Consider the following 13396-nt stretch of genomic DNA (forward strand, 5'->3'; position numbering starts at 1 on the left):
CTTAAGCCGCGCTATCGGTAAGGGAATAGACGTTGCTGGCTTTGACACCGAGGATCGCGGCGGCCTTTGAAGGCGACAAGGCACCCTCCGCCAGCATTCGCCTGGAGAGTTCGACGAGCCGATTGCCGAGCTTATGGCGTTTGACCGTATAGTAACTTGGACCTCCCTCGTTTTCCCTCGCACGATCGCGTTGCGCGGCTCGGTTCCTCAGCCACTGCTGGCGGAATAGCGTGGTTACCGCTGACCATGTTTCCTGGTCGATGATGCCTTCGCGATAGAGCTTGTAGGCCACCATGGAGTGGCTGACCTGCCGAGCATCCGCGATTGCGGAAACCCGCGCTATTACCTGTTCCTGCGACGCCCCAACGAGCGAAGGCTCCTGGGCGATCTCTGCCGAGGGCAGCAGGATGCGCCCGGCAACATCATTGCAGAACGTCTCGATCGCGCTTGCCGGCCGTCCCCCGCTGACACCGGTCCGACCGAGCCAGATATGCGCAAGCTCGTGCAGAAGCGTGAATGACCACGCCTGCTCGCTGTCCTGATCGTTGATCACGACGAAAGGCGCGACAGGATCGGCGAACGCGAAGCCCCTGAAGAGTTCGACATTCAGGGTGCTGTGATGACTGCCAAGGTTGCCGATAAGAAGCACGAAAATGCCGGCCGCCTCGGCCCGCTCGCGAAGATAGGCGAAACCCTTGGGCGTTCCGCGGCCGCTTCCATGCCGGTACGTCTTCAGTTCGAACACAAGGCGCGTCCGAATGGCGCTCGCCAATGCCTCGGCGCCCTGGCTTTGATCAAACGACCCGACGAAATCAAGCGGGGTTGCCTCGTCCTCGGTTTCGAGCACGGCCCTGACCATTTCCTGACGCGCGCGGACTTCACGCAGCAGTGTGTCGACCAACGCCGCATCGCGCTTTGCGAACTCAGCCGGCAGGGTTCGAAAATCTTCGCCGCGCGCGGCCACCGCCGGTGGCTCTGCCAAATAGAACGTCAATAGGGGCCGGCGATATTGCGCCGCCATTTTCAAGAGCATCGGCCGTGTCGGCTCGCTGTCCCCGGTTTCGAGCATGGCCAGGCGATCGCTGCCCGCTAGTCCGCGAGCCTCGCCAAGACCGACTTTTTCAGCGGCATCCTCGAGAGTGAGCCCCGCGGTTTCGCGAGCCCAACGCAGGATCGATGGATTGACCTTGGGCACCGTTTTCCTCTGTTCGAAGCAGGCGATACGCCCTTTGATATGATCATGCAATCGTTAGGAAAGATATAGGAAGGGCAGAGCCGGTGGGCGAGCATGAAGCATTTTTCCCGGTCGCCGGCTCGCCTTCGATAGATCCGCAACGCCAGGCATCGATCGCGCCGATCATCCCGGACGAAGCTGTGCAGCTACTTTTGCCCACCGATACGCGAAAGATCGATCCGCATCCCCGCTGCGCCAACTTCCCTCTCATCTTGAGGTTCGGCGTCGGTCGGCAGGGAAGCGTCGTGTGGTGCGTCATCAGTTCCACCGCTGTCGATCGGCTCACGCTGATTGACGACTGAGCCCCCTGGATCGGGCGCCTGGAAAACGCTCACGCCCTCGAATTCCCCGGTCTTCCAGGCATAGACAGCGTCCTCGAATATTTGCGGGAAAACCTCATCGCTTTTCGGATTGCCATACCATTTGGCGACGATGCGCAAGACTTTCGCGAACATCGCCGTCCCCTTGCGAAGGTTTTCGCAACTGTCGAGCAGGTCGGGCTTCAGATCGGCGACATCCTTGATCCCAACGCCGGCGGGAAACTGGGTCAGGCCGACGCGAACCACCGCCTGACCGACATACTGCCGGACGATCGCCATCGCCTCGTCCGATGTTTTCGCCTTCGGAACGAGGATCAAGCGGCCACCGGATTTGACGGTGACGGCCAATGGATCGTTGGAGCCTGCAGCTGCCACGAACTGTTCGACGATCGCGGCTTTCAATGAAGGGTCAGCGCATTTTTGGATGAGGGCCGCGTCGAGCATGACGTCTCCTTGGGCAATCAGGTGTTGAAGGAAAAGACAATTGGCTTGGCAAAGAGGCGCGCCCAGGCTTGGGCGCTCGCGCGCTGAATGGCGACGATGGATGTCCCTTGCGTCCACCAGCCATTGCCGGCAGCGACAATGAGGTCGGGATCCTCGAGCATGGAGTGCAGGACCGGCCAGACGATCAGTTGCTCGTAGCAGATCAGTGGCGCTATCCGATGGCCAGCGGCAGTCGCGACAGGATTTTCGAAGACATGTGCCCGCGCACCGCCGCTCTGAGAGAGCAACGCGCGCCACGGCTGCCACATCGAACCCGGCACCGGCATGCGTTCGCGATAGAGGGTCCGCGCGCCCTTGGTGGAGATAGCGACCAGAACATTATCGTATCCGCCCGCATCGATGACGGCCGCGCCGGCGATGACGGTGACGTCAGTTCCCCGCAGAGCTTGCACCCAGAACCGTTCGACGGTGAGCGTCCAGAAGCCCAGCGAGCTTTCAGGAAGAACAATCGTGCGTGCGCCCCCCGATGCCCGATCCTTCACCGTGGCAATCAGATCACGATGACGCTCGATGCTGGAGTCACGGCCGAGCAATGCGCCCATTTCAAGGTCGACCCCCTGCCACGATTCAGCTAGTTTCGGTTCGTCCCAGGTTGCGGCGGACCCGATCCAAAAGCCTGCCACGACAATCGCGACAGCTGGCCACATGCGGGTTACGAGGCCCACGAGGCCGGCTGTCGCGGCAACCAGTCCCCACCATCCCCATCCCGGAAAGAGCACGCCCGCCGCGGTGATCGGATGCGCCCATCCGGTTATGCCGAATGGCGGAATGGCCATCAGAGCCGCCGCCAGGAGATAGTGGCACGGACGAACACCCGTCCTCTTTGTCCAGAGGACGGTGTGCACGATGATGAAGCCGACGGAAGCACAGAGCCAAAGCAGTAGTCCCGGCCAGAGGTCCGAGGAATAGAAGGTGGCAACGCCCTGTGGCAATCCATGGGATGCGGCGAGGAAGTAGCCAGCCGAGATCATTGCTGCCGTCAGCCTCGTTCGTGCATGCGCCCAGAGAACCGGAAACGCGAACGCGGCCGGAAGAAGCAGGACGTGGCCACTCCATCCCACCACTCCGGCGATGACTGAAACGGCAATCAATGCGCCTGGCTGGAGGTGCTCACGGCGCACAGGTGAGCACCGGTTGCGCCAGGCCGAGGATTCCTGAGGCGGGCAGAGGGCCGAAATAGCGGGAGTCATAGGAGCTCCGGAACGTTGAGTGGAGAAAGACGCTTTCGTCAGGCACGACCCCGCCGGGATAGGACGTCATTGGCCGGCCGTTGCCGTCCCGTTCAGCCAATTCGGAAAAAGCGATCCGGCGTCCATCGATCGTCACGTCGGCGTCGATTTCGACATGCTGCCCGGCAACGGCGACGACCGTCTTGATGAGCGGCGCAACGCCGCCCGGGCAGGTGCCGGCGCGGAGATAGCCACGCTCCCTTGCCTCCCGCATAGCTGTCGTTTGCGGGGGGCAAATGAAGATGAGGTCGCCAGGAGACACAGGGCGATCGAGCGCCACGATGCGCCAGAGGCCGAGGGGTTCGCTCGGTGTCAGGTTGATGCGCAAACCGCCGACGATTGCCGTAGCAACACCGCCCCCAACGATGGATGCCGCCAGGGCCAGGAGCAGGACAGCATGGGTCCTTTGACCGCGTCGCGTCCCAAACGCAAATACGAGTGTCTTCATTTGAGCGAGAGCCCCTGGCTCTTCGTCTGGCGCAGCGTCTCCGCCTGCTTCAGCGCCTCGGTCGTGCGCTCATGCGCGGCGAGCTGCTGCACCGTCCGCATCGAATTCCACGCCGCTCGCACCTCCGCTTTCTGTCCGGCTGTCATTCCCGGAGTGACGGCATTGAACGTCTGCCCGTTGGGGTCCTTCGCAGCGAGTGACAGGAAAGTTCGCTCGCCGAAACGCTCCGAGACAGCCTTTGCGAAACCCTCCAGTTCCGCCTTCACCATTTTGTCGGCGAGCGCATATTCGAGGCCGGCGGGCAGGTCGTTCCGGTCGATCGCATCGCGAACGCGTTCCAACGTTTGTTTTGCGTTTGGCGACAGCGCGGGAATATCGATCGAGACCTTCAGACGGACAGCGCGTTCTTCGACCTCGAATTTGCGTTCCGCCTCCGCCCGCTGACGCAGGTAGCGCTCAAGGTTGCGGGCCAGGGCCGGCGCATTCGTTTGAGCCTTTTCTCGCTCCTGCTTGTCGGCGTGGCTGGCGAGAATCCCGTTCTTGCCCTTCAGCGCGCCGAAGCTTTCGGGCTGCGATCCGATCTTGGCTATCGTGGATTTCGCAACGGTCTCGTCCTTCAGCATCGCGTCGACATTGACGGCCTTGAACGCGCTTTCCGGCTGGGCGTAGACGAGGTGGAAGCGGGTCGAGACCTCCTCCCATTGCTTCTTCAATCCCGGATCGGCTGCGACCTTGTCCTCTATCGCCTGGTCGAACGATCTGGCGAAGCTTGTGATGCCCGAGACCATCGGCTTTGCCTCCTTGGTGCTGTTTTGGGTTGGGGACTGCGCGGCGCCGCGGACGAGTCCGAGCTTGCCGGCGACGGCGGCAAGGCGGAGACCGAGATTGGCAAGTTTTTGCTTCTGACTGACGACCCATTCCAGCCGGTCGCGAACCAGGGTGCGGGCGACATTGACGAAATTGAGACCGCGGGCTTCGGCAAACTGAAGCGCTTGGCGGTAGAAGGCGCTCTTCTCGTAATCGAGCGTCGTTTCCTTCGCATTCCTTCGCGACAGGATTGGGATCAGCCCGCCGTTCCTCGCGAAGGATCTGCGGCCGTAGTAGACGGCCAAATCCTCGCGATGACGGGTCATGGCGACATAGGTGAGATGGCGGTCGAGCGAAAGGGAAGCGAGCACCTTGACCTGGTCGACCGTCGCACCCTGGCTCTTGTGGATCGTCGTGGCATAGCCGTGGTCGAGGTTGTTGTAGAAGCGATCTTCGACCAGCACGTGGCGGGCATTCTCCCCATCACCGATCAGCGCGGTGATGCGCCCCGGTCCTACTTCCACGACCTTGGCCAGCATGCCGTTCTTTACGCCGAGCGATCCCTCGTTCTTCAGGAACACGATCTGGTCGCCGACGGCGAAGTTGCGTTCGCCATCAGCGGTCTTGAACATGTTTCCCTGATCGAGAACCCCACGTTCGATGAGTTTGATCCGCGCCATCTGGTTGAGCATGCGGACGTCACGGCGCAGATGAGCGAGGATCAGCGACGTCTTCGCCGGATCGTAGTCGTGGTCCCACGCAGCGATGAGGTTGTCGACAGCGTCGGCTTTGAGATCCGCTCCGATGACCCTGCCATTGGCGCGATAGGCGTCGACCGCCTTGCCGACCTTACCGCGTGCTAGATCAAGCGAAGCGTCACGCATCCATTGCTGGCGCTGGCGGTAGATGGTTTCGAGTTCGGCATAGCCGATGCGATCGGCAATGGCGCGAAAGGCGGCACCTGCCTCGATCGGTTGAAGCTGCTCGGGATCGCCGACGAGAACGAGCTTGGCGCCAGTCTTCGTCACCGCTTCGACGAACAGCGCCATCTGCCGAGATGACACCATGCCGGCCTCGTCGAGAACGAAAACCGTCTTGCTATCGAGCTGATCCCGCCCTTGGTTCCAGCGCAGCTCCCATGACGCAAGCGTGCGCGAGATGATGCCCGCTTCCTTCTCCAGGCCCTCGGCCGCCTTGCCGGCAAGTGCGCCGCCGACGACGTGATAGCCGGCCGCTTCCCATGCCTCGCGTGCCGCCTTCATCATCGTCGTCTTGCCGGCGCCGGCACGGCCGATCACGGCGGCGATCCGCTCAGGTCCCGCCACATGTTCGATCGCCGTTTTCTGCTCATCCGAAAGACGCTCATGGCGCTCGAATGTCGCCGCCAGCACTGCCTCGCGAACGCCATGCGACGATCGCTGAGACAGCCAGACGGCGCGATTGGCCATCTCGGCTTCGAGCCGGATCATGTCGCGCGTCGTGTATTTGGCCGGCACTCGGATGCCGCTGGCAAGGTCGATCCGCTCGCGCTCGATGCGGAAGGTTTCGGGGCAGAGCAAGATCCTCACCATCAGGCTTTGGAACAGCACCGCGTCGTCGACGTAACGGTGCAGGATTTTAGCCACGTCCCGTTCGTCAAAGACGCTCTTCTCCCGCATGATCAGGGCAAGCACGAGCTCAGGATTCCTGTCGATCCGCCTGACATTTTCGCTCCGCCTCGCCTCCTGCAGTTCGAGACGCTCGAGCTCGACCGGCTCGGACGCACCATCGGATTTTCGTTCGATCGCCTTCGTGCCGACGCCGAGATGGATGGTCGGTTCCAGGTCAATTCCCTGCTTCTCGAAGGAGCGGCCATCGACGCGGATGTCGAGACCCGCAAGGGCCAGGTGCCGGTTCTGGCAGGCAAACCATCCGTCCCGAAACAGGTTGAAATCGTCGATGCTTCCGGCCCAGAGCTCATAGACGATCTTGCCGGCATCGTTGCGGATCGAATTGCCGTCTGGCCCCGTTACCGGGACCTTCTTAGCGCCAAACCCATCCGCAGTCAGTGGCCGCAACGTCGTCATGAGATGGACATGCGGATTGCCCGGTGCGTCGTGATAGACCCAGTCCGCGACCATGCCCTTCGCCGTGATGTGCTGCTCGACGAAATCCCGCACCAGCGCAATGTTCTGCTCGGGCGTCAACTCGATCGGCAAGGCGATCGTCACATCCTTGGCGAGCTGGGCGTCGGAGCGTTTCTCGAAATCTTCGACCTTGTTCCAGAACGCTTCCGAGGCGCCGCCCACCGATCGATCCGCAATCATCGCGCGCAGCCATTCCGGCGCATCGGCGGGGATGACGAACTCTTCGTGGAGCAAACCCTGCTTGCGGGTGTAGTCGATCGTCCGCGCCTCGCGCTCATACTCCATCTTGGAGCAGTGCCGGTAGGCCGCCGACAGCACCGCGCTGCGGCCGGAGCCGCGGGCGACGACGCTGACGGAGAAATGGGGGACGGCCACGGCGGAGTTCTTTCCCGGTTGCGAACAATATCAACGGGTTCGTCGGGAGCGGCAGGCCCCGCCAGGGCCTAAAAGCAGGGCGTCGCGGCAGCGACGTATAATTGCGCCCTTCGGATCCGCTCCTTCGGAACGGCCGGGATCATTCACCAAAGCATCGCCGCTGGCGATTGCATGATCCGCCTAGTGCGTTCCGCGCGTCGATCGGGAAGACTGGCCTCGCAAGACAAAGCTTTCTCACCCAGGAGTCATCAGCACATGAAGAAGCCATCCTCGAAAATCCGCGACGAAATCGCCAAGCTCCAAGAGCAACTCAAGGCGGCCGAGACCCGGGAGGCTGAGCGCATCGGCCGGATCGCGCTCAAGGCAGGTCTCGGCGAAATCGAAGTCGATGAGACAACGCTGCAGGCAGCCTTCGAGGACCTGGCGAAGCGGTTTCGCGGAGGAAAGGTCGCTGCAACCGGAGGGAAGAAGGTGGGTAGCGCCGGCGAAAGCAGCGCATCGTCCACGCAGGACGCGGCTGGCGCGACTGCGGGCGGGACTGCTGAGGCTTGAGCGGATGGCGCGCACGGCGACTTCCGACGCCCGCAAGAAGGACACGCGGGAAAAGATCGAGCTTGGCGGCCTCATCGTCAAGGCCGGGTTTCGCTACGAGAAGCGGGCGCTGCTGCTCGGGCTTCTCATCGATGCCGCCGGCCGGCTGAAGGGAGATCAGCAGGAGCGCCTTCGGCTCACCGCGATTGGTGCTGCGGCGTTCGGAGAGAGCGATGAATAGAATCGTTCTATACGTCGCACCCTGCGCATTGATGATGCTGACGGCAGTCGGCATGGCGGGGGTCGAACACTGGCTTTCCGCCTTCGGCAAGAGCGATGCCGCAAAACAGATGCTCGGCCGGGCGGGCATCGCTCTGCCCTATGTCGTCGCCTCCCTCGTCGGCATCGTCTTCCTGTTTGCGGTGGCCGGCTCAGCCAGGATTAGGTCAGCCGGTTGGGGCGTTTTCACGGGCGCGATCGCCACGCTCGTCGTCGCGATCCTGCGTGAGACGATACGGCTCTCCGCGTTCCGGGGCGAGGTGCCGGCCGGCAAGTCGATCCTGAACTATCTCGATCCCGCAACGACGATCGGCGCGGCCGCCGTGCTGATGTCCGTGTTGTTCGGCATGCGGGTGGCGATCGCCGGCAACGCCGCTTTCGCCAGGTCCGAGCCGAAACGCATTTACGGCAAGCGGGCTCTGCACGGCGAGGCCGACTGGATGAAGCTGTCGCAAGCCGAAAAGCTGTTTGACGCGGATGGCGGCATGGTCATCGGCGAGCGCTACCGGGTCGATAGGGACAGCGTCGCGGCATACGCGTTTCGCGCCGACAGCGCCGAGACGTGGGGAGCAGGCGGGACCTCACCACTGCTCTGCTTCGACGGCTCGTTCGGCTCGTCGCACGGCATCGTCTTCGCCGGCTCCGGCGGCTTCAAGACGACATCGGTCACGATCCCGACGGCGCTCAAATGGGGCGGGGCGCTCGTCGTCCTCGACCCGTCGAATGAGGTCGCTCCGATGGTGTCGAAGCACCGTGGCGACGCCGACCGAGATGTCTTTGTCCTCGATCCGAAGCGCTCGGAGATCGGCTTCAACGCGCTCGACTGGATCGGCCGGTTCGGCGGAACGAAAGAGGAGGATATCGCCTCGGTCGCCTCCTGGATCATGAGCGATAGCGGCGGCGCGCGCGGCGTTCGTGATGATTTCTTCCGCGCCTCGGCCTTGCAGCTGCTGACAGCGCTGATTGCCGATGTTTGCCTCTCCGGCCACACGCCGGAGAACGACCAGACGCTTCGGCAGGTGCGCAAGAACCTCTCCGAGCCGGAGCCGAAACTGCGGGAGCGGCTGCAGTCGATCTACGACAACTCAGACTCGGACTTCGTGAAGGAAAATGTCGCGGCTTTCGTCAACATGACGCCCGAGACCTTTTCCGGCGTCTACGCCAACGCGGTCAAGGAAACACATTGGTTGTCCTATCCGAACTACGCCGCCCTGGTCTCGGGTACGAGCTTTACGACGCAAGATCTTGGAGAGGGAAAGACCGACATCTTCATCAATGTCGATCTCAAGACGCTGGAAACGCATTCGGGCCTGGCGCGCGTCATCATCGGCTCGTTCCTGAACGCGATTTATAACCGCAATGGGCAAATGGAGGGCAGGACTCTCTTTCTCCTCGATGAGGTCGCGCGCCTCGGCTACATGCGCATCCTTGAGACAGCCCGCGACGCCGGTCGGAAATACGGCATCACGCTCCTCATGATCTACCAGTCGATCGGCCAGATGCGCGAGACCTATGGCGGTCGCGACGCGGCAAGCAAATGGTTCGAAAGCGCGAGCTGGATTTCCTTTGCCGCCATCAACGATCCCGAAACCGCCGATTACATCTCGCGCCGTTGCGGCATGACGACGGTCGAGATCGACCAGGTCAGCCGCAGTTCTCAGGCGAGGGGATCGTCTCGCACACGATCGAAGCAACTGGCCGCCAGACCTCTGATCCAGCCTCATGAGGTCCTGCGCATGCGTGCCGACGAGCAGATCGTCTTCACGGCGGGGAACGCACCGCTGAGATGCGGCCGTGCCATCTGGTTCCGGCGAGAGGATATGAAGAGGTGCGTCGGGACGAACAAGTTTCACCAGCTCAAAGGCAGGCCCGACGCGCATCCGATCGAGCCGGCGCGCAGTGCAACGAGCAAGGCCGATCGAGCATAATGAAGAGTATCGGAGAAATCAGCATAGCGGCCGCCCAACGGGCGGGATTTCGGGAATTCTCGTCGTGCGAGGGGCGGGAAACAGCGCAGCCGCAGGAGCCTCAACTTGAGTAACCCGAAGGGGAGGCGGGACCGACTGCGCCCCGCCTGCGCACACCATCCTGCCGGCCCGACTTCAGGTCGGGCCGTAAACGCAGATGAAACCAGGTCCGAGATAGCTTGAGGCAAACAGAAGAGGACGGGCAAGTGGCGAAATCGAATGTGGTTCCGTTAAGAAGGCCGCGGAAGTCCGGCAGTAGGAATGATCGATATCGCCTGCGGGGAAAGTCACCCCAGTCCGGACAGAAAGGTCCGCGCACATCGCTGATGGCGTTGATCTCAGCCATCATTGTTGCTGCTGGAGGCTGGTTTGCCTTCGGCGGCGGCGATCTCTCTGGCGTACTCGCTTTGGCCAGAACGCCGGCGGCAGATAGATTGGCGGCCGCGTTTGCGTTTTGCGCGAGAGCGCGCGCATGAACTGCGTCGTCGACGGCGATACCTTCTGGTTCGAGGGCCAGAAAATCCGCATCGCGGATATCGACACGCCGGAACTCAGCCCGCCGCGCTGCGAAGCGGAACGCATCAAGGGCGAGGCGGCGAAGGCACGCCTGCTGGCGCTGCTGAATGCCGGCAACTTCTCGCTTTCCGCTGGCTTGCGCGATGAAGACAAGTATGGTCGCAAGCTCCGGACCGTAACACGATCCGGGCACTCGATCGGGGACAGACTTGTCGATGAGGGCCTCGCCAGGCGCTGGGACGGTGCCAGACATGGATGGTGCGGCTGAGGACCCGCGAGAGGATCGTTGCCGGATGGCCGAAACCGCCCGGCGGGTTCGGGGAGCGTGAGCGAGTAGAGCCGTGCGCCGAAGGCGTCTCGCACCAAGCCTGTCTCGTCCCCTCGCTTATCATCACCGTCGTGAATCGATCAGCGCCGACCGATTCATAAGTGTCGTTGGACGCGTTTCCCGGGGTCGGCGATTCTACCCTCATGATCGCGCAACCCTACCATCTTTATGTCGAACGCACCGATGTAGCGAAGAACATGGCGCGCTATTATGCCATGTCAATCGAGCCGAACCTGTTCGGGGACGTCTGTCTCCTGCGCAAATGGGGCCGCATCGGAAGCAAGGGACAGATGATGATCCATCATTTCGGTCGGGAAGAGGAAGCTGTAGACCTGTTCCTCGATCTGCTCCGACGAAAGCGCAAGCGCGGCTATCGTCCGCGCGCCTCAGTGGCACAATGAGAACGGCCCGCCGAAGCGGGCCGTAAGGCGCCTCATCGGCGCAGGTTCCAATCGGTCTCGAACGACACTTCGATGTCAACGAAGAACGGGATCTTGATCGCAAGCTTCAATGCGAGCTTGCCCTTGCGGAAGAAGTGGCTGATCACCTTGCCGAGGGCGCGGAGTTGGCGGCCGGTGGCGGCGAGGAATTGAGCGAGCTGTTGCATGATGGATCTCCTTGTCGATTGCGTCATTGCGGGGATCGACAGCAGACCGGGAAGCAGGGTTGCACCTTGCAAGGCCGAAACGGATGTGGAGGATCTGGCGGCGCCTGAATTTTGACGCGCGAGGAGCCGCAGAATGCGGCGGGGAAAATTCCGGCGGCGCCAGGTTGCGGCCGGACGGACGGGCTGCAATATCCCCGATGAGAGATGACAGCTTGTCGACAAGGAGACGTTGAACTGGTCGCGCTCGCTGCGATCGAAAGCTTGCCAATGCCCTCACGCAGCCGCTCTCGCCGTCCGCGGAAATCGCAAAAGCCGCCTCAGGAGCTTTCGTACGTTGTGTAGACGACACGGGCCGCATGAATGACGATGCCTGTTTCCTGGCGGATATCCCTGACGATCGCTGCCAAGGAACCCAGTTCGGTCTCGCACATCGCGACCAGCCTTGGATAATCGATATCGACGCCGTCGCAATCCGCCGACAAAGCATTGGTCCAACCGCCACCGTTGATGCGGTATTCGTGCGTGTCGAAATCGATCTCGAGCTCATCCTGCAAGTTGATGGTGAAACGCTCGAACATCTCGTTCTCGCCTGCGAGCCGATAGGCGGCATAGTCGTCGTCGCCGGCAAGAACGCTCCGTTCCAATGCCATGATGGTGCGGAGGCGAGCGTGAGCCGCATCGAGCCCTTCGATCAGGCGGTCATGAAGCGCTCGTGAAAACGTGGTATCGCAGCCGAAGCGGTTTGCAAGCACGACGAGCCGGAAACCGGAAAGCTTCGTGTGGAGCATAAGGTTCTGATCCGTGGTCATGATGTGATCTCCTTCATCTTGATGACGGAGATCGGCCACTCCGTGGCAAAGAGGGGTCAAGGAGCGCGGAACGCGACTTGCAAGCGGGGGAGCCGATTTTTCGGGTAGCGCAGCGACGGAAAAATTGGGGGAGACCGCGCCGTTCTTGACGCCGGATTTGCTGGAGTAAAATGGGACGTCAGAGAGAGAAGAGACCCGCGGGCCAGAAGGGGCCGCGACCGTATCCGGCGGGAGCCGGCGGGAGTGTCGAGGGGTGAAACCCCCGACAGCCGATAAGCCGGTCAATCCGGCGAACCGGCTCGACGTGCCGCAGAAAAGCCGCCTCAGAAAGGCGGCTCGGCTTCGATGATGCCGTCCTGTTCGGCAAGCGCCACGGCCAGATCAGCCTGGGCGAGCTGAAGCTCCGCTTCGACCTGGCGCCGCTCGACGGCATCGCAGGCGTTCCTCAACTCGGCCCGCAGTTCCTCGATGTGCTGTTCGATCGTCATCGTCTAATCTCCTTGAGTTCGTGAAAGACGAGACCGCGGGGCGGGAGGAGATGACGGGGTCAAGGAGCGCGGCAGCGACCGGCGGAGCCGGCGCGTGGGGGAGCCGATTTTGTTGGAGCGCAGGTACGAAGCGGAGGCAAAATTGGGGGGAACCGCGCGTCCTTCGACGCCGACATTTTCTCCCGACACGATACCCCGATCTGAGCAGACAATTGTCCCTCTCCGTATCGCACCGAAAAAGCCGGCGGCAGGCTCGATGCCTGCCGCAGGCTTGTCTCTGTCACCGGTTTTGACCCCGCCTTTCGGCGGGGCCTTGTCCGGGTCTCAGTCCCGGTTGGGGCGGGACCAGATCAGCTGGTAGCCGTCCTCGCCTTCGACCTCGGTGAGCGTTGCGTAGATCGGGGCGGGGAAGCTCGGATCGTCGAGCTTGACCGAGAGGTAGTCGCGGTCCTGCTCCGAGCGCTTCTGCCAGGCCGCGCCCAGCTCGACGTTTTGCGGTGCACCGCAAAATGTCGATTATGCTGAGAGTGTGATTATGCGGAGTGCTGATCGCTGAAGGCTGGATTTCTCGACGATAGCGGCGGCTTCTGCTCCGCATAATTCCACTGGTGTGGAAGAGGCGCCCCGCCGTGAAGCGGAGCGCCGATGTGCTGGTCAGCGCGACCAGATGAGCTTGTGCTCGCCCTTGTCGCCCTGGACCAGGGAGGCGTAGACCGGGGCCGTGAAGGACGGATCGTCGAGCTTGAGCGAGAGGTATTCGGCGCCTGTTTCGCGGGCGGTGCGGGTCCAGCCTGCTCCGAACTCGACACCGCCTGCAGTGACGCGGAA

At 62.2% G+C, this 13396-nt stretch carries 13 protein-coding genes and 2 pseudogenes; 5 read left to right on the plus strand and 10 right to left on the minus strand.

What is annotated here, in order from left to right:
- Position 1: 1 nt before the first annotated feature.
- From K290_RS0120120 to traA, 5 genes are all read right to left on the minus strand, one after another.
- Entirely contained in the window at positions 2–1195 is a 1194-nt protein-coding gene (locus K290_RS0120120; protein ID WP_028753556.1) for an XRE family transcriptional regulator, read from the minus strand.
- Positions 1196–1380: 185 nt separating this feature from the next.
- Complete coding sequence (locus K290_RS0120125) at positions 1381–1998, minus strand: TraH family protein (RefSeq protein WP_028753557.1); 618 nt, start codon at positions 1996–1998, stop codon at positions 1381–1383.
- Between the two features lie 17 nt (positions 1999–2015).
- Entirely contained in the window at positions 2016–3179 is a 1164-nt protein-coding gene (locus tag K290_RS0120130; protein WP_028753558.1) for a conjugal transfer protein TraB, read from the minus strand.
- Positions 3169–3735, minus strand: coding sequence for a conjugative transfer signal peptidase TraF (gene traF, locus K290_RS0120135; protein ID WP_028753559.1), 567 nt, complete (start codon positions 3733–3735; stop codon positions 3169–3171). The genes K290_RS0120130 and traF overlap by 11 nt, the downstream gene beginning before the upstream one ends.
- Entirely contained in the window at positions 3732–7043 is a 3312-nt protein-coding gene (gene traA / locus K290_RS0120140) for a Ti-type conjugative transfer relaxase TraA (protein WP_028753560.1), read from the minus strand. The genes traF and traA overlap by 4 nt, the downstream gene beginning before the upstream one ends.
- A gap of 255 nt (positions 7044–7298) precedes the next feature.
- On the opposite strand from traA, the gene traC reads away from it, so the two are divergent.
- The 5 genes and pseudogenes from traC (at position 7299) to K290_RS0120165 (ending at position 11065) form a co-directional block, all read left to right on the plus strand.
- Entirely contained in the window at positions 7299–7595 is a 297-nt protein-coding gene (gene traC, locus K290_RS0120145) for a conjugal transfer protein TraC (protein WP_028753561.1), read from the plus strand.
- A gap of 4 nt (positions 7596–7599) precedes the next feature.
- Positions 7600–7815 (plus strand): type IV conjugative transfer system coupling protein TraD, encoded by a 216-nt coding sequence (gene traD, locus K290_RS0120150; protein WP_028753562.1) that lies wholly within the window; start codon positions 7600–7602, stop codon positions 7813–7815.
- Positions 7808–9781, plus strand: a complete 1974-nt coding sequence (gene traG, locus K290_RS0120155) for a Ti-type conjugative transfer system protein TraG (protein ID WP_028753563.1) — start codon at positions 7808–7810, stop codon at positions 9779–9781. Before traD ends, traG begins: the two co-directional genes overlap by 8 nt.
- A 383-nt stretch (positions 9782–10164) precedes the next feature.
- Positions 10165–10604, plus strand: a pseudogene (locus K290_RS36350) (thermonuclease family protein).
- Positions 10605–10807: 203 nt separating this feature from the next.
- Positions 10808–11065 (plus strand): WGR domain-containing protein, encoded by a 258-nt coding sequence (locus tag K290_RS0120165; protein ID WP_015341943.1) that lies wholly within the window; start codon positions 10808–10810, stop codon positions 11063–11065.
- Positions 11066–11097: 32 nt separating this feature from the next.
- Here the strand turns inward: K290_RS0120165 and K290_RS37985 are convergent, their stop codons facing one another.
- The 5 genes and pseudogenes from K290_RS37985 to K290_RS36370 all read right to left on the minus strand — a co-directional run.
- A complete protein-coding gene (locus K290_RS37985; RefSeq protein ID WP_167540210.1) occupies positions 11098–11271 on the minus strand; it encodes a hypothetical protein in 174 nt (57 codons plus the stop codon).
- A gap of 317 nt (positions 11272–11588) precedes the next feature.
- Positions 11589–12080, minus strand: a complete 492-nt coding sequence (locus K290_RS0120180) for a hypothetical protein (RefSeq protein WP_015341941.1) — start codon at positions 12078–12080, stop codon at positions 11589–11591.
- A gap of 323 nt (positions 12081–12403) precedes the next feature.
- Positions 12404–12568: a hypothetical protein gene (locus tag K290_RS37990; protein ID WP_167669584.1), complete on the minus strand. Its 165-nt coding sequence runs from the start codon at positions 12566–12568 to the stop codon at positions 12404–12406.
- Positions 12569–12892: 324 nt separating this feature from the next.
- Positions 12893–13060 (minus strand): annotated as a pseudogene (locus K290_RS36365) (DUF736 domain-containing protein); the annotation flags it as partial.
- A gap of 162 nt (positions 13061–13222) precedes the next feature.
- A partial coding sequence (locus K290_RS36370; protein WP_154668635.1) for a DUF736 domain-containing protein occupies positions 13223–13396 on the minus strand: 174 nt, incomplete at its 5' end.

Origin of the sequence: Rhizobium leucaenae USDA 9039, from assembly GCF_000426285.1 — a bacterium.
GTDB lineage: Bacteria > Pseudomonadota > Alphaproteobacteria > Rhizobiales > Rhizobiaceae > Rhizobium > Rhizobium leucaenae.